The organism is Myxococcus sp. AB056 (assembly GCF_006547365.1).
In the GTDB taxonomy this organism is placed as follows: domain Bacteria; phylum Myxococcota; class Myxococcia; order Myxococcales; family Myxococcaceae; genus Myxococcus; species Myxococcus virescens.
The window spans coordinates 17,873-37,563 of record NZ_VHLB01000017.1 but is presented as its reverse complement, the minus strand read 5'-3'; the positions used below and the strand labels follow the sequence as shown (position 1 = coordinate 37,563).

The following is a 19,691-nucleotide window of genomic DNA, read 5'->3' as shown; positions in this document are numbered from 1 at the left end:
GCAGTGCGTCTCTTCGAGCGCGGTGTCACGTCAGGCAGTCCCACAGAGTCCAGGAACGGCATGCGGCCCGCCCGTCTTCCCGATGCTCGCCGCGGGCATTCGTGCGCCTTCGCGCCTCATAGCGCCAGGAGCACATCCAGCTGGGCCTTCACGGCACTCGCCTCGTCCTGCTTGCCGAGCTTCTCGTAGAGGGCCACCGCGTCGCGCCGCTCTTGAAGCTCGCGGTCGATGACGGCCTGCACGGCCTCCGGAGTCAAGGCCAGCCGGGACACTTCGCCATGCCCCAGCCCACCAGCGCTTCCGGCGAACACGTCACCCACGGCGGTGGGCGCCACGCGCATGTCCGGTGCTTCCGCGTTGTCGATGGCCGCGAGCAGCTCGCGAAGCACCGCTGAAGCCTGCGAGCTCCGCGAGCGCATGGCCTCCTTCAATGCGGCGCGCAGTACCGCCTTCCACTCATCCACCGTTCGCATGCGCGCACCCTATCGACGCGCGTGGGGCGACTCAAGGTGCGCGCTCCGTCAGAGGTCCCCAGGCCCAGACAGCGACGAAGCCTGGGGACCCGATGCACCAAGAGCGTCAGCGCAGCAACGCGGACGGCTGCGCGGCGAAGATGAGGTCGTCGTGGTCGTTGTAGTTGCCCTCCACGCAAGGTGCCGTGCTCCCGCGGTTGCGGAAGACCGCTCGCACGGCCTGGGCGGCGCTGCCCTCCGGCAGCGTGTAGGTGGCGGACAGCGTGTGGAGGCCCTTGGACGGAACGGGCATCGTGGTGATGAGCTGCCAGACAGGGTTGTTGGCGTCGGCCGCGTAGAACAGGTCCAGCTTGTCGTTGAGCTTGTTGTAGGCGAAGACCGTTGCATCGACGCGCACCAGCTTGCCCGGCGCGAAGTTCGTCCCGTCCAGCGAGGACACCACGATGCGCTCATTCGACTGGTCAACCAGGTGCACACCCGACAAGCCGTCCTTGCAGGAGTTCTTGATGGTGTTCGGCGCGTTCATCTCGGGCCCGACGTAGCCGCCGCGGCCATTGAGCAGCGTGCCGGAATCACACGCGTTGGATGCCGAGGCACACCGCGGCGCCCCCAGGACTGAATCGAATCCAGCCGTACTGGTCGCATTGCTCACCGTCACGGACACCCCGCCGCTGGTCGCCGCGACGCCCACGAGGTCGACCGCCCGCGCCGTCACGGTGTGGCTGCCATTGGGCACCGCGGCCGTGTCCCAGTCGAACGCGTAAGGCGCCGTGGTGTCCGTCGCCTTCAGTTCACCGTCCACGAAGAACTCCACGCGGTTCACACCGGAAGCATCCGTGGCCGAGGCGGTGACCGTCGTAATTCCAGTCACCGTGCTGCCGGCGGCCGGGGCGGTGATGGCGACCTCCGGCGGCGTCTCGTCAATCGTCACCCCACCCTTCGCCAGCTCCGCCACATACGCGGCGGCCAGCTTCGCGAACTTGAGCGCGTGACGGGCATCGCCCCCGCTGTTGTGGAGCGTGTCATTGACGGAGTGGATGTACGGGTTGGACGCGCTCAGCGGCGCCTCGAAGGGCATCGAGGCCGCGAAGCCCGCGCTCGTCCACGACGCATGGTCCGAGCACGCGTAGCCACACGTCGTCGTGGTCCATTCGAGTTCGGGCTGATACGTGTCCATGAGGTTGGTGACGAACGTGTTCTGCGCCGCGTTCGTCCGGTCGCTCACCAGGGCCACGTCGATGTTCGACCGCAGGTTGTAGTTCGTCATGTCGAGCTGGAGCACGCCCACCACGTCGACTCCATCCTCCGCGTACTTGGCGGCGATTGCCGAAGAGCCGCGCAGGCCCACTTCCTCGGCCGCGTAGGCCATGAACTTCACGGTGCGCTCCGGGCGGTAGTTCTGGAGCATGGCCACGCGAATCACCTCGGTGAGCGTGGCGATTCCCGATGCATCGTCGTCCGCGCCGGGAGCCGTGCTGCCGCTGCTGGTGGAGTCCAGGTGGCCACCGAGCACGACGACCTCTTCCGACAGGGTGGTGCCGGTAATCGTCAAGATGACGGAAGGCTGCGCCCACAAGGCGTGGTTGAAGAATTCGACGGTGACGTCGGAGCGTGTCGCAGGAACCAGCGACTCCCAGTAGCCCTTCAGCCAGTTGGCGGACGCCACGCCCGTCGTCGACGTGTAGTAACGCGTCGCATAGCTGGACAGATGGTCGATGACCCCTCGGATGGAGAGTTCCTGAACCCCCGCTTGCAACGCGTTGACTGTCGACGCGTTGTCGAGGCTGTACGTGACGGCGGTGGCCTTGGCGGCCTTCGCCGCGACCGACGGGTCCAGGGCGGCGAGCGCGGCCGCTTCGGTGTCGTGGTAGATGAAGCCACCACAGCGGTTGAGCTTCTCGTGCATCATCCGCGAGATGAGGTTGAGCTGGGACTCACGCACGCGCAGCGCGGTGACGTCCGCCTTCTGCCCTCTCATCGACGGCGCCGCATGTCCGGCGTTGGCGAAAGCGGTGTTGACGTGTTCGAGGGCATCCGAACCGAGGGTGATCCACACCTCGCGGTCCGGCGCCTTCGCCGGGGGCGCCTTCGCGAACGCCGAGACACTACAGAGCACCAGGAGGACTGAAGCGAGGCGCTTCATGGACATACGTTTCTCCACTGCCAGGCGGGGACGTGCGGTTGAGATGGCAGGAAGAGAAGTCCCTGCCTTCACCGTCAACTTACACTTCCGGCGAAAACAGGGGACACTGCTCGCGACAAAACACGCCGGCCTCAGCCATTCTCATGGCTTGAGACAAACGCGGAGCGGACGCTAACGCGACAGCTCACGCACGGCGTGGCCCAGCTCAGGGAGGATGAGCGCCTCCAGCGCGAGCCGTACGGCCTTGGGCGAGCCTGGCAGCGCGAAGAGAATCATCCCCTGATAGGTGCCCGCCGTGGCGCGGGACATCATCGCCGCGCTCCCCACCTGTCGGTAGGACAGCATCCGGAAGAGTTCACCAAACCCTGGCAGTTCCTTCTCGAACAGCGGACGCAGCGTCTCCACCGTGCAGTCGCGCCGGCCAATACCGGTGCCTCCGGTGAACAACACGGCCCGGGCCCCCGCCTCGCGCGCGGCTTCCAGCGCGCCGCGAATGGCTTCCGGCTCATCCTTCACCACGATGGTGCCAGCAATGCCGTGGCCCGCCGCCTCCAGTCCCTCGCGCAGGACCCGGCCACTGTCATCGCGCGCCGCATCGCGGCTGTCCGAGCACGTCACGATGAAGGCGCTGACATGCACCGGCGCTCGCGCCTTGTGCTCCTCCGCCGGACCGTGGTCGTGGCCGTGCGGGTGGTGATGATGGTGGTCGTGGTGATGATGCGTGTGGTCGTGGTCATGACCGTGGTGCCCATGAGGCCCGTGGTCATGGTGATGGTGCCCGTGAGGCCCATGGTCGTGGTCGTGGTCGTGGTCGTGTGCCATGACAGGTGCTCCGGAGTGCGAGATGGACTTCAGGGCGTGTCGGGCCAGTCGATGACGAGCGTGCCGTCTTCGACCGCGACCTGCACCGTCGGCTGGTCGTCACAGACCCCCGGCGAGGTCGCGTTGCGCCCGGTGTCCATGTCGAAACCGACCTCATGACACGGGCAGACGACCATGTTGTCCTCGATGCGACCGCCGGACAGCAGACATCCAGCGTGGTTGCACCAGTCATCCAGGCCCTTGTAGCGCCCGTGGATCTTCGCGATACACACGTTGCGCTTGCCGACCTCGTAGCCCCGCATTTCTCTCTCGGCGAAGTCCGCCGGTCCCAGCTTGATCTTCGTCATCGCGGCCCCTTTTCCCACAACGCAGGACTGGCTGCACTCCCGATGCCCGGGCATTACCTTCTCCCAGTGACTCCCGACGTGACCATCCCCACCGCTGTCGACAAGGCCACCGTCGCCCAGGTCCTCCGTGACATCTCCCTCCTGCTCCAGCTCCAGGGCGAAAGCGGGTTCCGCGTCCGCGCCTATGACATGGCGGCGGACCGCATCGCCGGGCTGCCCCAGGAGCTGGGCCCCCTGGTCGCGGAAGGCCGGCTGGAGAGCCTCCCAGGCATCGGCCGCGCGCTCGCCGAGAAGATCTCCGAGCTGGTGTCCACCGGCCGGCTCGGCTACCTGGAGGAGCTGCGGGCGCAGTTTCCTCCCGGGCTGCTGGAGCTGACGCAGCTGCCCGACGTGGGGCCGAAGAAGGTGGCCACGCTCTGGCGTGAGCTCCAGGTGAGCAACATCGAGGAGCTGGAGCGGGCCTGCCGTGAGGGCCGCGTGCGGCAGGTCCGCGGCTTCGGCGCGAAGAGCGAAGCGAAGATGCTGGAAGGCATCGCCCTGTACCGCCGCGCGCGCGGCGAGCGCAAGCTGCTGGGCGAGGTGCTGCCGGTGGCCACGGCGCTGCTGGAGCGGGTGAAGGCCGCGCCGGGCGTGGTGCGCGCCAGCCTGGGCGGCAGCGTGCGCCGGCAGGCGGAGACCGTGGCGGACGTGGACATCATCGCCTCCGCGCCGGAGGCTGAACCGGTGCTGGATGCCCTGGCGAACGCCCCCGGCGTGGCCACGGTGCTGGGCAAGGGCGAAAGCAAATGCTCCGTGCGGTTGGAGGCCGGAGACCTCCAGGTGGACCTGCGCGTGCTCCCCGACGAGGACTTCGCCACCGCCCTGCACCACTTCACCGGCTCCAAGGCGCACCACATCCGCCTGCGCAACCTGGGGCAGGAGCGCGGCCTCAAGATTTCCGAATGGGGCGTCCACCGGGACGACGGCACCAAGGTGCCCGTGACGGAGGAGTCCGGGCTCTACGCCCTGCTGGACATGCAGTACGTGCCCCCCGAGCTGCGGGAGGACAACGGCGAGGTGGAGGCCGCACGCGCGGGAAAGCTTCCCCAGGACCTGCTCACGCTGGAGGACGTTCAGGGCGCGGTCCACGCGCACAGCACCTGGTCCGACGGGCGCAACAGCCTGGAGGAGATGGCGCTCGCGGCGCGGGCGCTGGGCCTGAAGTACCTGACCATCACCGAGCACAGCGAGGCAGCCATCTACGCAGGCGGCTTGAAGGTGGATGACCTCAAGCGCCAGTGGGAGGAGATCGACCGCATCAACGCGGCCGTCTCCGGCGTGCGGCTGCTCAAGGGCATCGAAGTCGACATCCTGGAGTCCGGCGCGCTCGACTACGCCGACAGCGTCCTGGAGCAGCTCGAGGTCGTCATCGGCTCCATCCACGTCCGGCACGGCATGGACGAGGACCAGATGACGCGCCGGCTGCTGACCGCGATGGACAACCCCTGCCTCCAGATTCTGGGGCACCCCACCGGCCGGCTCATCAACAGCCGGGAGCCCTACCCCGTCCGCATGGACGAGGTCCTGGAGCGGGCCGCCGAACGCGGCGTGGCCGTGGAGGTCAATGGCAAGCCCGCGCGCCTGGACATCAAGGCTGAATATGTCCGGCAGGCCGTGAAGCAGGGCGTCCGCCTGGTGGTGAGCTGCGACGCGCACCAGAAGGAGGACCTGAGGAACCTGGCCTTCGCGGTGGCCACCGCGCGCCGGGGCTGGGCCCGGAAGCGGGACGTGCTCAACACGCTCCCGGCGGACCGCTTCGTCACCGCGCTGCGCGAGCGCCGGTGATAGGCTGCGGCACCCGCCGATGTCCCGCCTGCCGCCGCTGCTCCTCCTCTGCCTCCTCCCCTTCGCCTCCGCCGCGGCGGAGGCCGACAAGCCCTCGCGCGCCGACCTCCAACGGGTGCTGGAGCGACACGGGCGCTCGGTGGTGCACGTCAAGGGGCCTCGGAACGCGGGGCCCGGCGTCTTCGTGGGGTCCGCGGGGCAGGTCCTCACCTCCGTCACTCCAGTGGGGGCCAGCTTCACCGGCCTGAATGCCGCCACGGTGGAGCACGACGGAAAGACGCTGCCCGCCCGCGTGGTGATGGCCAGCCAGGACCTCCAGATTGCGGTGCTCGCCGCTCCGGATGGCGCGTACCCGGCGGCGCCCGTGAAGGTGCTTCGGGACGGCGACAGCCTTGAGGGCCTCTGGCTGGTGGGCGTCCTCCCCGCCAAGAAGGGCCAGCCCGCGCGCCCCGTGCCGGCGCGAGCCCGGGCGACCCAGGCCCCCTTCTATGACGTCCCCCTGGCCCTGCCCGCGGGCAGCCCCGTCTTCGACGCGGAGGCGCGGCTGGTGGCGGTGGTGGTGAAGAAGCACCGTCGCGGCTGCCGGGTGCTTCCGCTGAGCGCCGTGAAGGTGGAGCTGGCGTCGGTGGACATGCCATGACCCAGGCCGTGACGACGCCCTGGCGACCGAACGCCGTGCAGGAAACGGTGGGCTTGTGGGCCGTGGGCTTCCTGTCCATCGTCGCCGCGTTCCTCCTGTTGGGCGGCACCAGCGTCCCCAAGCTGGTCGCGACCGTGGGCTTCCTCTACCTGCCGCTCATCCCCATGCGCTGGCGGGACGAGGACTACGGGGACTACGGCCTGTCGCTGCGCGCGTGGCGCGAGGACCTGCGCCTGTTCCTCCTGCTGTCCGCGGTGGTGGGCCCTCTCTTCTTCCTGGGGTTCGCCGCGTTCGTGGAGGTGCTCCCCCACCTGCCCCCGGCGCTGGCCAAGCACCTCACTCCGCTGATGGGCGAGGCCCGCTTCCAGCCCCGCCTGCCCCCGCGCTTCGGCGAGTGGTTCATCGACCAGCTCTTCGTCGTCGCGCTGCCAGAGGAGTTCTTCTACCGGGGCTACCTCCAGACGCGGCTGCGCGACGCCTGGCCCCAGGGCCGTAAGTTCCTGGGGGGCCGGCTGGGCCCCGCCTTCTGGCTGACGGCGCTGCTCTTCGCCCTGGGCCACCTGGCCATCTTCCAGGCGTGGCGGCTGTCCGTGTTCTTCCCAGCGCTGATCTTCGGGTGGATGCGGGAGCGCACCGGCACCGTCATCGGCGCCGCCCTGTTTCACGCGGCTTGCAACCTCTATGTGCGGTTTCTCGAGGTTTCTTTTTTCGGCTGATTTCTGCCGAGTTTCGCCGCGCCCCCCACTCCATGCAGCAGCACCGAGCGCACCACCCGTGAAAAATGGGCGTGTTTACGCGCCCGTAACCTGATTTCAACGGAATCTCGACAAGGTTTTACTTGCCTTCCGAGAATGGCTTATTGCGTCGAAAATATCGCAAGAAACTCTGCACCACACTGCGGCGATAACTCTTCAACCCCCTTGCACTGAGTTCGAGACCCCCAATGACGATTCGCCGCACCGAAGGTCCGAAGCCCACGATTCGCTCCACTGCTGCTTCCGAGGCTCAGTCGAAGACGGCCGCCAAGCCCGCGACCATCGCCCCGAACGTCATCAAGGACGGGTTCGGTCCCGCGGCCAAGACGTCGGACCTGGCGCGCGCGGAGAAGACGCTGAAGCCGCTGCCGCCTCCCGTGGGCCGGCTCTCCCTGGAGAGCCGCGAGGCGCAGACCGCCATCCAGACGTCGCTGGCGCACCTGGCCCCCTCCACCCAGACCTCCATCCGCAACCCCGGCATCATCGGCGGCGTGCAGTTCCCGGCGTACACGCCGAAGAGCGTGGAGCGTGACTCGCTGGGCATGACGCACGTGCGTCTGGACCGCCAGCACGAGGGCGTGAAGGTCTTCGGCGAGCAGGTCGTCACGCACCTCGACGCCGAGGGCAAGGTCAAGAGCACCACCGGCGACCAGTCTGAGATCCCGGCCGGCCTGGGCAAGGAGAAGCCCAAGGTGTCGCACAGCCAGGCGCTGGACATCGCGATGAAGGCGTTCGACGGCAAGCCGGACCGCCAGCCGAACTCCGAGCGCGTCATCTACAAGGACATCTCCGGTGAGTACCACTCCGCCTACCGGGTGGAAGTCACCAACGTGGATGGCACCGACAATCCGCGCAAGATGAACTACCTGGTGGACGCCAACACCGGGAAGCTCTTCGAGCAGTTCAACACCATTGACGGCTTCGCCCGCCAGCACGGCGCCGCGCACGGCCACAGCCACGCCGAAGGCGCGGACCACGCCGACCACGCCCACGGCGCGGACCACGCCCACGGCGCTGCCGCGACGGCTTCCGAGATCAAGGCCTCGGCCACGCCGAAGGCGGAGATCGCCGACCTGGCCACCGTCACGTCGAAGATCAACGTGACCCAGGACGGCACCGTGGACCAGCTGAAGCTGGACCTGGACATCGACCACACGTTCAAGGGCGACCTGTCGGTCACGCTCACCAGCCCCTCCGGCAAGTCGGAGACGGTGCACAACCGCAAGGGCGGCAGCGCGGACCACATCAAGGGCAGCTTCGACCTGAGCGCCTTCGCGGGCGAGTCCGCGAAGGGCGAGTGGACGCTGTCGGTGAAGGACAACGCGCGCCGCGACACGGGCACGCTGAACAGCTGGGGCCTGACCATCACCCCGAAGGCCGTTGAGCCCAACGAGCCCGGTCCCGGCGAGAAGATCGCGGACGACACGTCCATGTACAGCGGCAAGGTCGCGCTGGAAACGAAGAAGCAGGCGGACGGCACGTACACGCTCGAGGACGGCACGCGCGGCAAGGGCGTGGCGACCTACGACGCGATGAACCGCGAGCGCGCCAGCGGCCAGACGCCCATCAAGGACAACAACGACGTCTGGGGCGAGGCCACGGACCCGGAGCGCAACAAGGCCGCGGTGGACGCGCACTACGGCGGCCAGATGATGTACGACTACATGAAGGACATCCTCGGCCGTGACTCCATCGACGGCGCGGGTGAGAAGCTGGTGTCCTACGTCCACGTCAGCAACAACTACGTGAACGCGTACTGGGACGGCGAGAAGATGAGCTACGGCGACGGCGACGGCCGCAACTCCGGTCCGCTCACCGCGCTGGACATCGCGGGCCATGAGATCGCCCACGGCCTCACCGAGCGCACCGCCGGCCTCATCTACCGCGGCGAGTCCGGTGGTCTGAACGAGGCGATGAGCGACATCATGGGCGCTGGCCTCGAGTGGTACGCGTCCCAGAAGAACCCCGACGTGAAGTTCAACTGGACGGTGGGCGAGACGGCCTGGACGCCGAAGGACGGCGACCCCACCGACGGTCTGCGCTACATGGACGATCCGACGAAGGACAACTACTCGGTCGACAACTACAAGAACTACCCGAAGCAGACCGAGGTGCACGGCTCCAGCGGCATCGCGAACAACGCCTTCTACCTGCTGACCAACGGCGGAACCAACCGCACGTCCGGCATCGAGGTGAAGGACGCCATCGGCATGGAGAAGGGCCTGAAGATCTACTACCGCGCCCTGGCTCACTACATGACGCCGAGCACCACGTTCGCCCAGGCCCGCACCGCGACCATCAACGCGGCGACGGACCTCTACGGCGCGGACTCCGCTGAAGTGGCGAAGGTCAAGGAGAGCTGGACCGCCGTCGGCGTGAACTAGTCCTCCCGCTTCACTGAAGACACCCAAGCCCGGCCCGGCCCGCGACACACCGCGGACTGGCGCCGGGCTTCGGCTTTCCAGCGGCCACTCAGGCCGGCGACTCCCCTGTTTCGGTGACGGGCGTCGTGGCCGGCACGCCATCCACCAGCAACATGATGGAGTGCGCGCTTTCGTGGCGGAGCGCCTTGGCGGCGGCGTATTCCGGGGATGCCCACCAGGCCCTGGCGAGCTCCACGCTGGGGAACTCCAGCAGGACGAAGCGCGGGGGCTGCCAGTTGCCTTCCAGGGCCTGGGTGGGGCCACCCTTGACAAGATAGCGGCCCCCGTAGGGCTTGAGCGACGGAGGCGCGAGCTGCTTGTACCGCTCGTAGGTCTGCGCGTCGTGCACCGAGACCTCGATCAGGACGTAAGCAGGCATGGGCGCTCCTCGCGCGGCTCAGAACTCGTATCGGAAGACGACGGGCGCTCCCTGCGTTCGATGCCTGGGGAACGTCCAGGCGCCTATCTTCTGCTGCATGCAACGCACGAGCGACGTGCCTCGCAGCCACGGCGTCTCGGTGGTGATGGACTCCACCTTCCCGCTCGGAAGGACGCTCAAGCGCAGCACTGCCCGGTCCCCCTCCTGCGGCGGCGAGGACTGCTCCCGGGCACACGCCGCGAGCTCCGAACGCCGGGCATGCACCACCGCGAAGACGGTGGCCAGGTCGAGCGACTCGCGCGGCGCCGTCGGGTCGGGCGGAACGTAGACGGTCGGCTTGTGGTGCTTGGTGGCGTTGGGCCCTGGGCCGGAGAGCATGCGGTCGAAGTCCGCGTCGGGCCCCAGGTCGTCCTCCGAGCTGCCAGCCGTCGCGGCTTCCGCCACCGTCGTCGCGGGCCGCTTGGCGGGCGCCGGCTCCGGAGCAGGCGCCACGGAGTGCTTCCCGATGACGAAGGCCACGGCGACGTCTCGCGAGGAGAGACTGCCCGTGGGCCGCTCGAAGACACGCTCCTCCGGCGACGGCCGTCCGCCGCCGGTCGCGGCGCGCGCCGTGCTCTCCGTGCCGGTCAGCTCCGGCACGCGGCCTCCGCGTTCGACCGAGACGGCCGAGAGCGAGGGCGTCGATGGGCGCGTGGGCTCCTGCACCGGGCTCGGGTCGCGTGCGCCCTCGGCGGCCGACGTCGCGACGCCCGCGCCGCGGATGCCCAGGCTCGCGCTGCCCGTGCCGCCCGCTGACGTGGAGGAACCCGACGCCGCGCCGCCCTGGCTCGCAGCCACGGCCGCTTCCGGCGAGGGCGCGGCGGCCACCGGCTGTTCCGCGGGCGGCGGCGCACCGGTGCCACGCGTCGTGTCCACGGGCTCACCGGGGTTCGCGGCACCACGGCCGCCCCCAACGCCCAGGACGCTCAGCGCCAGGGCCACCGACACGCCGCCGATGGCACCACCCGCCAGGATGAAACCCAGCCGGCGCTTGCGACGCGCGCGTTCCTCGGGGGACGGCGACGCGAGCACCGCGTGGGTTCCCACGGGCTCCGCCACGGGCATCGGGTCCGACGCCGGGGCTCCGTACGCGGCGAGGTCACTCGCGGCCGGCGCGGTGACAGGTTCCGGTGCGAGCGTCGCGACAACAGCTTCTGGAGCAGGCCCGACGACAACGCCCGCGGCCGGAGCCCCTGGGGCCTCCACGGAAAGTGGTGGGTCGGACGCCTGCGTCTGCGGCATGGCGACAGCGCTCACCGCGGGAGTGGCCACGACGGCGGCGGGAGCAATGGCCGCGAAGGGGGGCACCACCGTGCCTGGTGCGTTCAGGATCACCCGCTCCGTGGTGGCCTCGGACACGTCCACCGCGCGCGCGGCCTGGGGCATGAAGGCCCCGGACGCTTCCGGCGGAATGGGCGGAGGTCCCGCGGGCACGGCCGGCGGAAGCAGCACGGAGGCGAGTTCCGGGATGTGCCCCAGGGGCAGCCACTCACTGAACCCCTCGCGCCAGCACAGGGAATCAAAGCCCAGAAAACCCCGCTCCACGTGGGCCTTCAGGTCCGCGAGGTCGTGAGGACCGTAGGCCGAGCCGCCCGCAACGAAGTACCAGGCATGCTTCACGACAGGCGCGGCTTCCTTCGGCGGCGCCTCCTCCTCGCCCAGGGTGGACGCCCGTGAACGGCCCGCGCCCCGGTGCAGTCGCTCCGACTGCGTGGCCTCGCGGTAGCGCGGCTGCGCGCTGGGCCGGGTACGAAGGCTCTTGTCCGTGCGCAGCTGGCCCACGATGGCGTCCAGCTCCGCATCCGACACGCCATCCAACACGGGCGAATCGCCCTCCTCAGGGCGCTCTGGGGCCACCTCCCGGGCGTTTCCCGGGTTGGCGTTGTCTTCCCCTGAGTTGCCGGCCATCGACCCGCTCCTTGATTCCATCCGGTCCCGATTAAGCCGCACCATCAGACCTCACCCAATGGAATGCCACCACGGCGATTCGTCAACGGCGAGCATCTGCGCGGAGGTGGACACAGCCCCCACGTGGGACGGAGCCCTAGCGTAGTTCCCATGGCCCATGTTCGTACAATGTCCCGACTGTGCGGCATGGACACACAGTCGTCGATGCGCCACGCGTGGGAGCGAGAGCAGTGCCGCACACCTCGCGGCACGTGCCGGCACACGCACGCTCCGGCGATCAAACAGAGGACTTCGTAGGCGCGGGCAACTGCGCGGCCACGGGCCCGTGCCCCAACGCGTCCACCACCGCCACCAGCGTCCGGGCGCATTCCTGGCGCACCACGACGCCGTCGCCATTCTCCAGCGCCCCCACCTTGGGACGGGAGCGGTGGGCGACCGCGAACCTCACAGCCACACCTCGAAGTCCACCTGCGTGCCCTTCGGGCCGGTGCGCACGTCGAAGCGGTCCGCCAACCGCTTCACGCCCAACAAGCCCAGGCCCAGGCCCGTCTTGCTCTCGTACGTCCCCGACAGCACGCGCTCCAGGTCCGGGATGCCTTGCCCGGAGTCCTCGGCGCTGACACGCAGCAGCCGCTTGGGCGTCAGCTGCGGCGCGAGCTGAATGGTTCCGCCCCCCGCATACGAAATCTGGTTGCGCGCCAGCTCACTCACCGCCGTATCCACTTTCTGGCACTCGTAGCCGCGCCCGCCCAGGGATTCACACAGCATCCGGGCGGCGAGCCGCGCGTGACTGGCGTCCGCTTCCGTGCGCACCAGATAGGTGGTCGCCCGGACCTCCGCCGGGGCGGAAGTGGCCGTGCCCTCCGGCCCCGCTGAGGGCGCGAGCTGCGCGCGAAGCTGCGCCATCATCTGCTGCCGACGAGAAGGGTCCACGAAGTGGCGGGTGGCGGGTTCCAGCGCCTCGATGATGCGCGGCAGGTCCGCCGTGGTCGCCGTGTCCAGGGACAGCCGGAGGGACTCCACGGTGCCTCGCAGCACCAACTGCGCGGCCGTCTCCGACATGAACTGCCGCAAGACGCGAAACAGCGCCGAGCACACCCAACCACCGCTCACCCCTGCCTCCTTTTCTTCGCCTGGACCACCACCCGCTTGCGCGCCAGCACCTCGAACCCTCCACCTTCGCGGTTGGCCACCTGGACGTCGTCGGTGAGCCGTCGCACCGCGGCCCCGCCTTCGCCCAGGCTTTCTCCGGGCAGCGGGCTCGGACGCCCTTCCCTGCCAGCGAAGAATCGGGATGGGTCTTCCATGCCGGGGCCGCGGTCGCGGGAGCGGATGAAGAGCCACTCCGCCTCGCGCCACAGCTCCACCCAGCCCCGGCCACCCGCGTGGCGCACCAGGTTGGTGGCCAGCTCGCTCACCACCACCGCCACCTCGGCGCTGGCTTGCGCCGTCAGGCCATGCTCACGGGCGTAGCGGAGGCTCAACGCGGCGGCGACCGCCGTATCCGACCTCAAGCGGATCTCGATGCTGAACATCGGCTCAACTTCTGAGAGCATGGGAGACACGAGCACCGAAAATCCAGCGAATCTTCAATATTTCAATGAAGCACCCTCAATGGAAGCACTTCCCCTCCGGGGATGTAAAGCGGCTCGCAGTCATCCTGGACCCGGAGCGCCCATCTCGGGAAAGCCTGGGTGTGAATGAGGGGTATTCGTGAAGCGCGGTCGGGAGTTCAGCGCTTCATGCCGGGACCGCCGGGACTTCCACGAGGTGGCGCCGAGGCCCGCATCCGCTTCGGGAGCGGCCTCCAGGCGCCTGCCTCGCGTACGTCGCTCACGTGCCGGACAGCTCGTGCATCTGCAGATCCGGCCCCACCGCCAGCGTGTGGCCATGAGCCAGCTCCACCCATCCCGCGGTGCGCTTGAGCGCGCTGGCCACCACGACCGTGCGGCGGCGGCGGTGCGCTCCCACCGCAGGCTGCGTATCGGGTGTCGAGGGCGTCACCTCGCACAATTCGCATTCGGCCGCCCCCTCCAGCCGCGTGCAGTACAAGGGATGCTCGCCGTACCGGGTCGCCGCCAGGAGGATGCCGTTGGTGGCCACCAGGTTGAGCGTGGGCGTGCGTGTCACGCCGGCCTGGGCCGCGGCCTGCGCCACCTCGCGCGCCGTGTCCGCCAGCACGCGTCCAGCGACCTCGGCCTCCAGCCGTGGATCCTCCGTGCGGCCCAGGTCGCGCAGGCGCCTGAGGAAGACGGCGAACAGCAGCTCCCCTTCGGTGCCGCCACGCACCTGACGCCGCAGGTGGTCCGGCAGCGACGCCAGCAACGGAGCACGAAGCAGCTCGAAACCCTGTACGCCGCCGTGAAGGGCGAACAACCAGCGCCGGGAGCGGAAGGGCTGCGTATTCTCCTCCAGCGACAAGCCCACGGGCAGTTGGCCGGCGTGGAACAGCAGTGCCTCCGATTCATGCGGGGGCACGAGCGAGTCCAGGGACAGTGCCTCGCTACTGGAGAAGCGCCGCAACAGGACCTCCTCCTGGGCGTAGGCTCCCACCCCCACGGCGTTCGCCCTCGGCTCTCCCTGGAGCAGGACCTGGCCTTGGAGGCGGTGCAGCTCACAGCGCAGCAGGTTCGGGTCGGACGTCAGAGCGGCGAGGATGACGGACATGGATGAGTAAACCCCCTTCGCCATGAGAGATAATGGCCTCGGAGCGCCCCCTCAAGCCGGTGGGCGTGCTCCCTTGCACCCTCGCTAAGCCCTTGAAATGGCTGGGCTTTATTGACACGGGAACGTTGACACCCGCTTCTGGGGGTGCCTAACCTCCGTGCCCTTCACCGACGGACCTCTGCTGAAGGTCTTCACCGGAGATGGAATGGCGGACGACATCGCAATCGGCATCGACCTGGGCACGTCATTCTCATGCGTGGCGGTGGTCCAGGACGGCCAGCCCACCGTCATCCCCAACGAGTGGGGAGAGACGACTCACGCCTCCTGCGTCTCGTTCCTCGAGGATGGCTCGGTCCTGGTCGGTAACGCGGCCAAGAAGAACATCATCACCAACCCCGAGCAGACCGTCTATTCCGCCAAGCGCCTCATCGGCCGCTACTACTTCTCCGACGAGGTGAAGAAGGCGCAGGCGGTGATGCCGTACCGCATCGTGGAGGGCGACAACAACTCGGTGCGCATCGCGATGAACGAGCACTCCTATTCACTCCCGGAGATCAGCGCGCTGGTGCTCAAGGAGCTGAAGGCGGTGGCGGAGACGTACCTGGGCCAGGAGGTGACCAAGGCCGTGGTCACCGTGCCCGCGTACTTCAACGACAACCAGCGCCAGGCCACCAAGGACGCAGGCCGCATCGCCGGCATGGAGGTGCTGCGCATCCTCAACGAGCCCACCGCCGCGGCGCTCGCGTACGGCTTCGGGCGCGACGTCAACCAGCGCGTGGTGGTCTACGACCTGGGCGGCGGCACCTTCGACGTTTCCATCCTGGAGATTGGCAAGGACGTCTTCGAGGTGCTGGCCACCGCGGGCGACACGTACCTGGGCGGCGACGACTTCGACGACCGCATCATGACGTGGCTGGCGGATGACTTCCTGGCCCGCACGCGCCTGGACGTGCGGCAGAACAAGTTCTGCCTGCAGATGCTCAAGGAGGCCGCGGAGAAGGCGAAGATCGACGTGGGCCAGACGGGCTCCGCAGAGATTCTCTGCCAGGGCATCTGCCAGGACGCGGACGGCAACGTCATGGACCTGCGTGGGCAGCTCAACCAGGACCAGTTCAACCGCATGGTGATGGACCTGGTGCAGCGCACCTTCAAGGTGTGTGACGAGGCGCTGCAGAGCGCGCGCCTGACGGCCGCCGACATCGACGCGGTCATCCTCGTGGGCGGCCCGACGCGGCTGCCCATCATTCGCAATTCGGTGAAGCACTACTTCCAGAAGGAACCGCTGGAAGGCATCAACCCGGACCAGGTCGTGGCCATGGGCGCGGCGCTCCAGTCGCACGCGCTGCTGGACAGCAAGACGCAGACGTTCCTGGTGGACGTCACGCCGCTGTCGCTGCGCATCGGCACGGTGGGTGGGTACACCGAGAAGATCATCGACAAGAACACGCCGGTTCCCATCGACCGCTCGAAGACGTTCACCACCAGCCGCGACGGCCAGGAGAAGGTGAAGATTCGCGTGTACCAGGGCGAGTCCAACCGCGCCGACGAGTGCGAGATGCTCGGCGAGTTCGAGTTCGCGGGCTTCCGCATCGGCTACCGCGGCGAGGTGAAGATCGAGGTCACCTTCGAAATCAACACGGATGGACTGGTGCACGTGTCCGCGTGCGACACGGCGACGGGTCAGAAGACGTCGACCTCCATCACCCTGTCCTCCGGCATGAGCGAGGCCGATATCCAGCAGTCCATCCAGGCCAACCGGAACATCCGGCTTGCCGGCCACAACAGCGACGACCTGCCCGCCGCGGCGCAGTAAGGCCGCGACTCGACCACGCCGATGTCCGAGCCTTCAGACCCCAGCGCCGGCAAACCGCCGGGAGCCACGCCCGGGACACCGGCCACGCCCGCCCGGCCCGCAGTCCCGCGCGTGACGGCCGCCGTCCCCGGCCCTGTCACGCCCGGGACGATTCCGTCGTCGCCCGCCGCCAGCGCGCCGACTCCGCCGCCTCGGCCCCAGGGAACACCTGTCGCACGTCCCACCGGCGTGACGCCCCCGGTGCCGCCGCCCCGGGCCACGACGACGGGCATTCCCACGGTGCGGACGGGCGCTGGAGAGGGTGCGCCTTCCACGCCCGGACGTGCGACGGCGCCGGGTGCGAGTCCCACGGCGGCGCCGGCACGTCCGGCGTCGGGTGCGGTGCCGTCCGTGCCGGGTTCGGGGAGTGCGCCGCGAGGCACGCCCACGACGCTGCCTGCGATTCCTGCCGTGGGTGCCGCGACGAGCCCTGCCGCGAGGCAGCCGGCAACTGGCGCAGTGCCGGGGCAACGCAGTGCTGCTGGAGATGCGCCATCCGCCGCGGTCGCCACGACGCCGGTGCCGCGCCCGGCGGGAGCTGGCACAGGGACCTCGGCGTCCGCGCCGGGTACGGCGGCTAGCGCGAGTGCAACGGGTGCTGACGCTCGGACACCCGTGCCGCGTTCGGCGCTCGCGAACCCTGGCGTGCAGGGGCCCACGGCTCCGCAGGGCACCAGCGGAGCTGACGCGCGGACACCCGCACCGCGTCCGGCCGCCGGAGCAGCGGGGGCTGCCACGCCCGTGCCGCGTCCGGCCGCCGGAGCAGCGGGGGCTGCCATGCCCGTGCCGCATCCGGCCGCCGCAACAGCGGGGGCTGCCGCGCCCGTGCCGCATCCGGCCGCGGGAGCAGCGGGAGCCGCCACACCTGTACCGCGTCCGCCTACCGGTGCAGCGGGAGCCGCCACACCTGTTCCGCGTCCGCCAACCGGTGCAGCGGGAGCCGCCACACCTGTTCCGCGTCCGCCTACCGATGCAGCGGGGGCCGCCACGCCCGTACCGCGTCCGGCCGCCGGAGCAGCGGGGGCCGCCACGCCCGTACCGCATCCGGCCGCCGGAGCGGCGGGGGCCGCCACGCCGGTACCGAGCCAGGTGACGGGCGCAGGCGCCAACACACCTGTCCCCCGCGTGCCCCCTGCGGGCACCACCACGCCCGCTTCGCGACCGTCACCGGCCTCCCCCGCCGCTGGCGCGAGTACGCCCGTGCCACGCGTCGCGACGGCTGGCGCCACTGCCACTGGAGCCAACACTTCCGCCCCGCGCCAGGGCTCGAATCCCAATGCGGCGGGAGCATCGACGCCCGCGCCTCGCCCGGCCGGTGCAGTTCCTCCGGCGCAGCGACCCACCATGGGTGCAATCCCCGCCGTTGCTCCTGCCATCGCGCCCATGGGTGCAACAGCGTCGCCAAGCTCGACTGGTGTCGTTCCCCCCATCACTCCCGTGGGGGCCTCCGCTCCACTCGCGGGCGCAGTGCCCTCCATCGCTCCCGTGGGGGCCTCCGCTCCACTCGCAGGCGCAGTGCCCTCCATCGCTCCCGTGGGGGCCTCCGCTCCACTCGCAGGCGCAGTGCCCTCCATCGCCCCCGTTGGCGCTCCGGCTGCGCCCTCATCGACAGGCGCCGTCCCCTCCGTGGCCCCGGTAGCGCCCCGCGCTCCGGCCCAGACGAGGACTGTCCCGCCCGTCGCCCCGGCAATCCCCGCAGCCGCGCCGCAGGCAAGCGCCGGACCTTCCGCACCGGCGCGCGCCCAAGGAACAGCACCGACGCCGAGGCCGCCTCCCGTACTCGCGCTGGGACAGGTTGTCCCTCCCGTGACGCCGTCCACGGCTCCACAGCAGAAGCCCGGTGCCCGGCCCACCATGTCCCTCCCAGCGCTGGTGCCCGCTGGCGCCACGCCGCCGCGCCCTCCCCCGTCCGTGGCGCCCGCCGTCCCAGGCATCGCACCGCTGACGCCGGCCTCACACACTCCATCCGGCGCGGTGCCATCGATTCCTTCCGTGGCACCCATCGTCCCGCCCGTCGCCCCGGCCGCGGCCACGGCGGTCACGCCACCGCCGTCGCCTGCTGAGTCAACGGACCTGGGCCTGGACATCCAGCAGCTCGCCGACCTGGAATCGCGCTGCGCGAAGCTGGACCAGCTCGACTACTTCGAAGTGCTCATGCTGGAGAGGACCGCCACCCCCGCGGACATCAAGCGCGCCTTCTACCGGGAGAGCCGCACCTACCACCCGGACCGCTTCTTCCACGTGGACTCCAAGGAGCTCAAGGAGCGCATCAACGAGCTCTACAAGCGCGTCACAGAGGCCTACTACGTGCTGCGCGACGACACGAAGCGCAAGAAGTACGTCGTCGACGTGACGGGCCCCGAGCGCGCCCAGAAGCTGCGCTTCACCGAAGCCTCCGAAGCGGAGACCAAGGCCGCCGCCAAGAAGGAGCAGGAAGAGCAGATTGGCACCCACCCCAAGGGACGCCAGTTCTTCCAGCAGGCGCAGAAGGACGCGGACGCCGGCAACTGGTCCGCCGCCGAGCGGAACCTGAAGATGGCGCTCACCTATGAGCCCTCCAACGCCCGCTACAAGGAGCGGCTGGCGGAGGTCCAGAAGCAGTCCCAGGACGAGGCTCGCGACAAGGGCGGCTCGTTCAAGATCCGCTGACGGCGGCGGCGCCCATGGTCATCGACCTCATCATCCTCGGACTGGTGCTGTTCTTCGCCATGATCGGCGCCATCACCGGGGCGTCGCGCCAGGTCGCCAACGTGGTGGGCCTGGCGGTGGGCTACTTCGCCTCGCGCCGCCTGGGCCCCGTGGCGGCCCCACACCTGGCCGAGGCCCTGGGCAGTCCGCTCTTCCTGGGCGCCATCGTGGGCACGGTGCTCCTGTTCATCTGCACGTGGCTCGCGGTGCGCTACGCCCTGGGCGCGCTGCTGCTGCGCATCCTCTCCACCGGTCAGCACCATGAGAACCGGGGCGTGGACCGCTTCCTCGGCTTCGTGCTGGGTGGCGCGAAGATGGGCATCATCGCCTGGGTCGTCCTCAGCGCCATCGCCTTCTTCGAACAGCACGTCGTCATCGCGGGCCGCCGCGTGGGCCTGTCCCCGAAGGAGTCGCTCTCCATCGAAGTCGCCCGCCGCTACAACCTCTTCGAGATGACGCAGTTCGCCCCGGTGAAGAACCTGGTGGAGGTCGCCAAGGCCGCCAGTGATCCGAAGCGCGCGGGGCGGCTCCAGGACGACCCGGCCTACAAGGCCCTGCGCAAGGACCCTCGCTTCCAGCGCCTGCTGCAGGACCCGAAGCTGAAGCAGGCCCTGGCCCGAGGAGACACCGCCGCGCTGCTGCGCCACGACGGTGTGCTCCAGCTCATCCAGGACCCGGACGTGGCGGCCCGGCTGGGCGCCGCGGCCCGCGCCTCCGAGCGCGAGCCCTGA

General features: G+C 69.4%; 17 protein-coding genes. 7 read left to right on the top strand and 10 right to left on the bottom strand.

Annotation, left to right across the window (positions count from 1 at the left end):
* Positions 1-116: 116 nt before the first annotated feature.
* From FMP39_RS10500 to FMP39_RS10485, 4 genes are all read right to left on the bottom strand, one after another.
* The gene (locus FMP39_RS10500) at positions 117-473 is read right to left on the bottom strand and encodes a GatB/YqeY domain-containing protein (protein ID WP_141589781.1); all 357 of its coding nucleotides are present in this window, start codon (positions 471-473) and stop codon (positions 117-119) included.
* A gap of 106 nt (positions 474-579) precedes the next feature.
* Positions 580-2,622, bottom strand: coding sequence for a M20/M25/M40 family metallo-hydrolase (locus FMP39_RS10495; RefSeq protein WP_141589780.1), 2,043 nt, complete (start codon positions 2,620-2,622; stop codon positions 580-582).
* 165 nt (positions 2,623-2,787) lie between these two features.
* On the bottom strand, positions 2,788-3,255 hold the full coding sequence (locus FMP39_RS10490) for a molybdenum cofactor biosynthesis protein B (RefSeq protein WP_141589830.1): 468 nt from the start codon (positions 3,253-3,255) through the stop codon (positions 2,788-2,790).
* 212 nt (positions 3,256-3,467) lie between these two features.
* The gene (locus FMP39_RS10485; protein ID WP_090488932.1) at positions 3,468-3,785 is read right to left on the bottom strand and encodes a Rieske 2Fe-2S domain-containing protein; all 318 of its coding nucleotides are present in this window, start codon (positions 3,783-3,785) and stop codon (positions 3,468-3,470) included.
* Positions 3,786-3,863: 78 nt separating this feature from the next.
* Here FMP39_RS10485 and polX point away from each other — a divergent pair, with 78 nt between their 5' ends.
* The 4 genes from polX to FMP39_RS10465 all read left to right on the top strand — a co-directional run bounded on the left by polX (position 3,864) and on the right by FMP39_RS10465 (position 9,388).
* The gene (polX, locus tag FMP39_RS10480; RefSeq protein WP_141589779.1) at positions 3,864-5,609 is read left to right on the top strand and encodes a DNA polymerase/3'-5' exonuclease PolX; all 1,746 of its coding nucleotides are present in this window, start codon (positions 3,864-3,866) and stop codon (positions 5,607-5,609) included.
* Positions 5,610-5,628: 19 nt separating this feature from the next.
* On the top strand, positions 5,629-6,249 hold the full coding sequence (locus tag FMP39_RS10475; protein WP_141589778.1) for a serine protease: 621 nt from the start codon (positions 5,629-5,631) through the stop codon (positions 6,247-6,249).
* The gene (gene mrtX / locus FMP39_RS10470) at positions 6,246-6,965 is read left to right on the top strand and encodes a myxosortase MrtX (RefSeq protein WP_141589777.1); all 720 of its coding nucleotides are present in this window, start codon (positions 6,246-6,248) and stop codon (positions 6,963-6,965) included. The genes FMP39_RS10475 and mrtX overlap by 4 nt, the downstream gene beginning before the upstream one ends.
* A gap of 227 nt (positions 6,966-7,192) precedes the next feature.
* Entirely contained in the window at positions 7,193-9,388 is a 2,196-nt protein-coding gene (locus tag FMP39_RS10465; RefSeq protein WP_141589776.1) for a M4 family metallopeptidase, read from the top strand.
* Positions 9,389-9,476: 88 nt separating this feature from the next.
* Here the strand turns inward: FMP39_RS10465 and FMP39_RS10460 are convergent, their stop codons facing one another.
* The 6 genes from FMP39_RS10460 to FMP39_RS10440 form a co-directional block, all read right to left on the bottom strand.
* A complete protein-coding gene (locus FMP39_RS10460) occupies positions 9,477-9,806 on the bottom strand; it encodes a DUF1330 domain-containing protein (RefSeq protein WP_141589775.1) in 330 nt (109 codons plus the stop codon).
* A gap of 18 nt (positions 9,807-9,824) precedes the next feature.
* Positions 9,825-11,753 (bottom strand): GYF domain-containing protein, encoded by a 1,929-nt coding sequence (locus tag FMP39_RS10455; RefSeq protein ID WP_228557853.1) that lies wholly within the window; start codon positions 11,751-11,753, stop codon positions 9,825-9,827.
* 277 nt (positions 11,754-12,030) lie between these two features.
* Positions 12,031-12,201, bottom strand: a complete 171-nt coding sequence (locus FMP39_RS37385; RefSeq protein WP_194858340.1) for a hypothetical protein — start codon at positions 12,199-12,201, stop codon at positions 12,031-12,033.
* Positions 12,198-12,866: an ATP-binding protein gene (locus FMP39_RS10450; RefSeq protein ID WP_141589773.1), complete on the bottom strand. Its 669-nt coding sequence runs from the start codon at positions 12,864-12,866 to the stop codon at positions 12,198-12,200. Before FMP39_RS10450 ends, FMP39_RS37385 begins: the two co-directional genes overlap by 4 nt.
* Positions 12,863-13,288, bottom strand: a complete 426-nt coding sequence (locus tag FMP39_RS10445) for an ATP-binding protein (RefSeq protein WP_194858339.1) — start codon at positions 13,286-13,288, stop codon at positions 12,863-12,865. The genes FMP39_RS10450 and FMP39_RS10445 overlap by 4 nt, the downstream gene beginning before the upstream one ends.
* Before the next feature lie 298 nt (positions 13,289-13,586).
* Positions 13,587-14,420 (bottom strand): class II glutamine amidotransferase, encoded by an 834-nt coding sequence (locus FMP39_RS10440; RefSeq protein WP_194858338.1) that lies wholly within the window; start codon positions 14,418-14,420, stop codon positions 13,587-13,589.
* Positions 14,421-14,625: 205 nt separating this feature from the next.
* Here FMP39_RS10440 and dnaK point away from each other — a divergent pair, with 205 nt between their 5' ends.
* The 3 genes from dnaK to FMP39_RS10425 all read left to right on the top strand — a co-directional run bounded on the left by dnaK (position 14,626) and on the right by FMP39_RS10425 (position 19,691).
* The gene (gene dnaK, locus FMP39_RS10435; RefSeq protein WP_011552814.1) at positions 14,626-16,233 is read left to right on the top strand and encodes a molecular chaperone DnaK; all 1,608 of its coding nucleotides are present in this window, start codon (positions 14,626-14,628) and stop codon (positions 16,231-16,233) included.
* 1,893 nt (positions 16,234-18,126) lie between these two features.
* Entirely contained in the window at positions 18,127-18,921 is a 795-nt protein-coding gene (locus FMP39_RS10430) for a J domain-containing protein (protein WP_141589829.1), read from the top strand.
* A gap of 14 nt (positions 18,922-18,935) precedes the next feature.
* Complete coding sequence (locus FMP39_RS10425; protein WP_141589770.1) at positions 18,936-19,691, top strand: CvpA family protein; 756 nt, start codon at positions 18,936-18,938, stop codon at positions 19,689-19,691.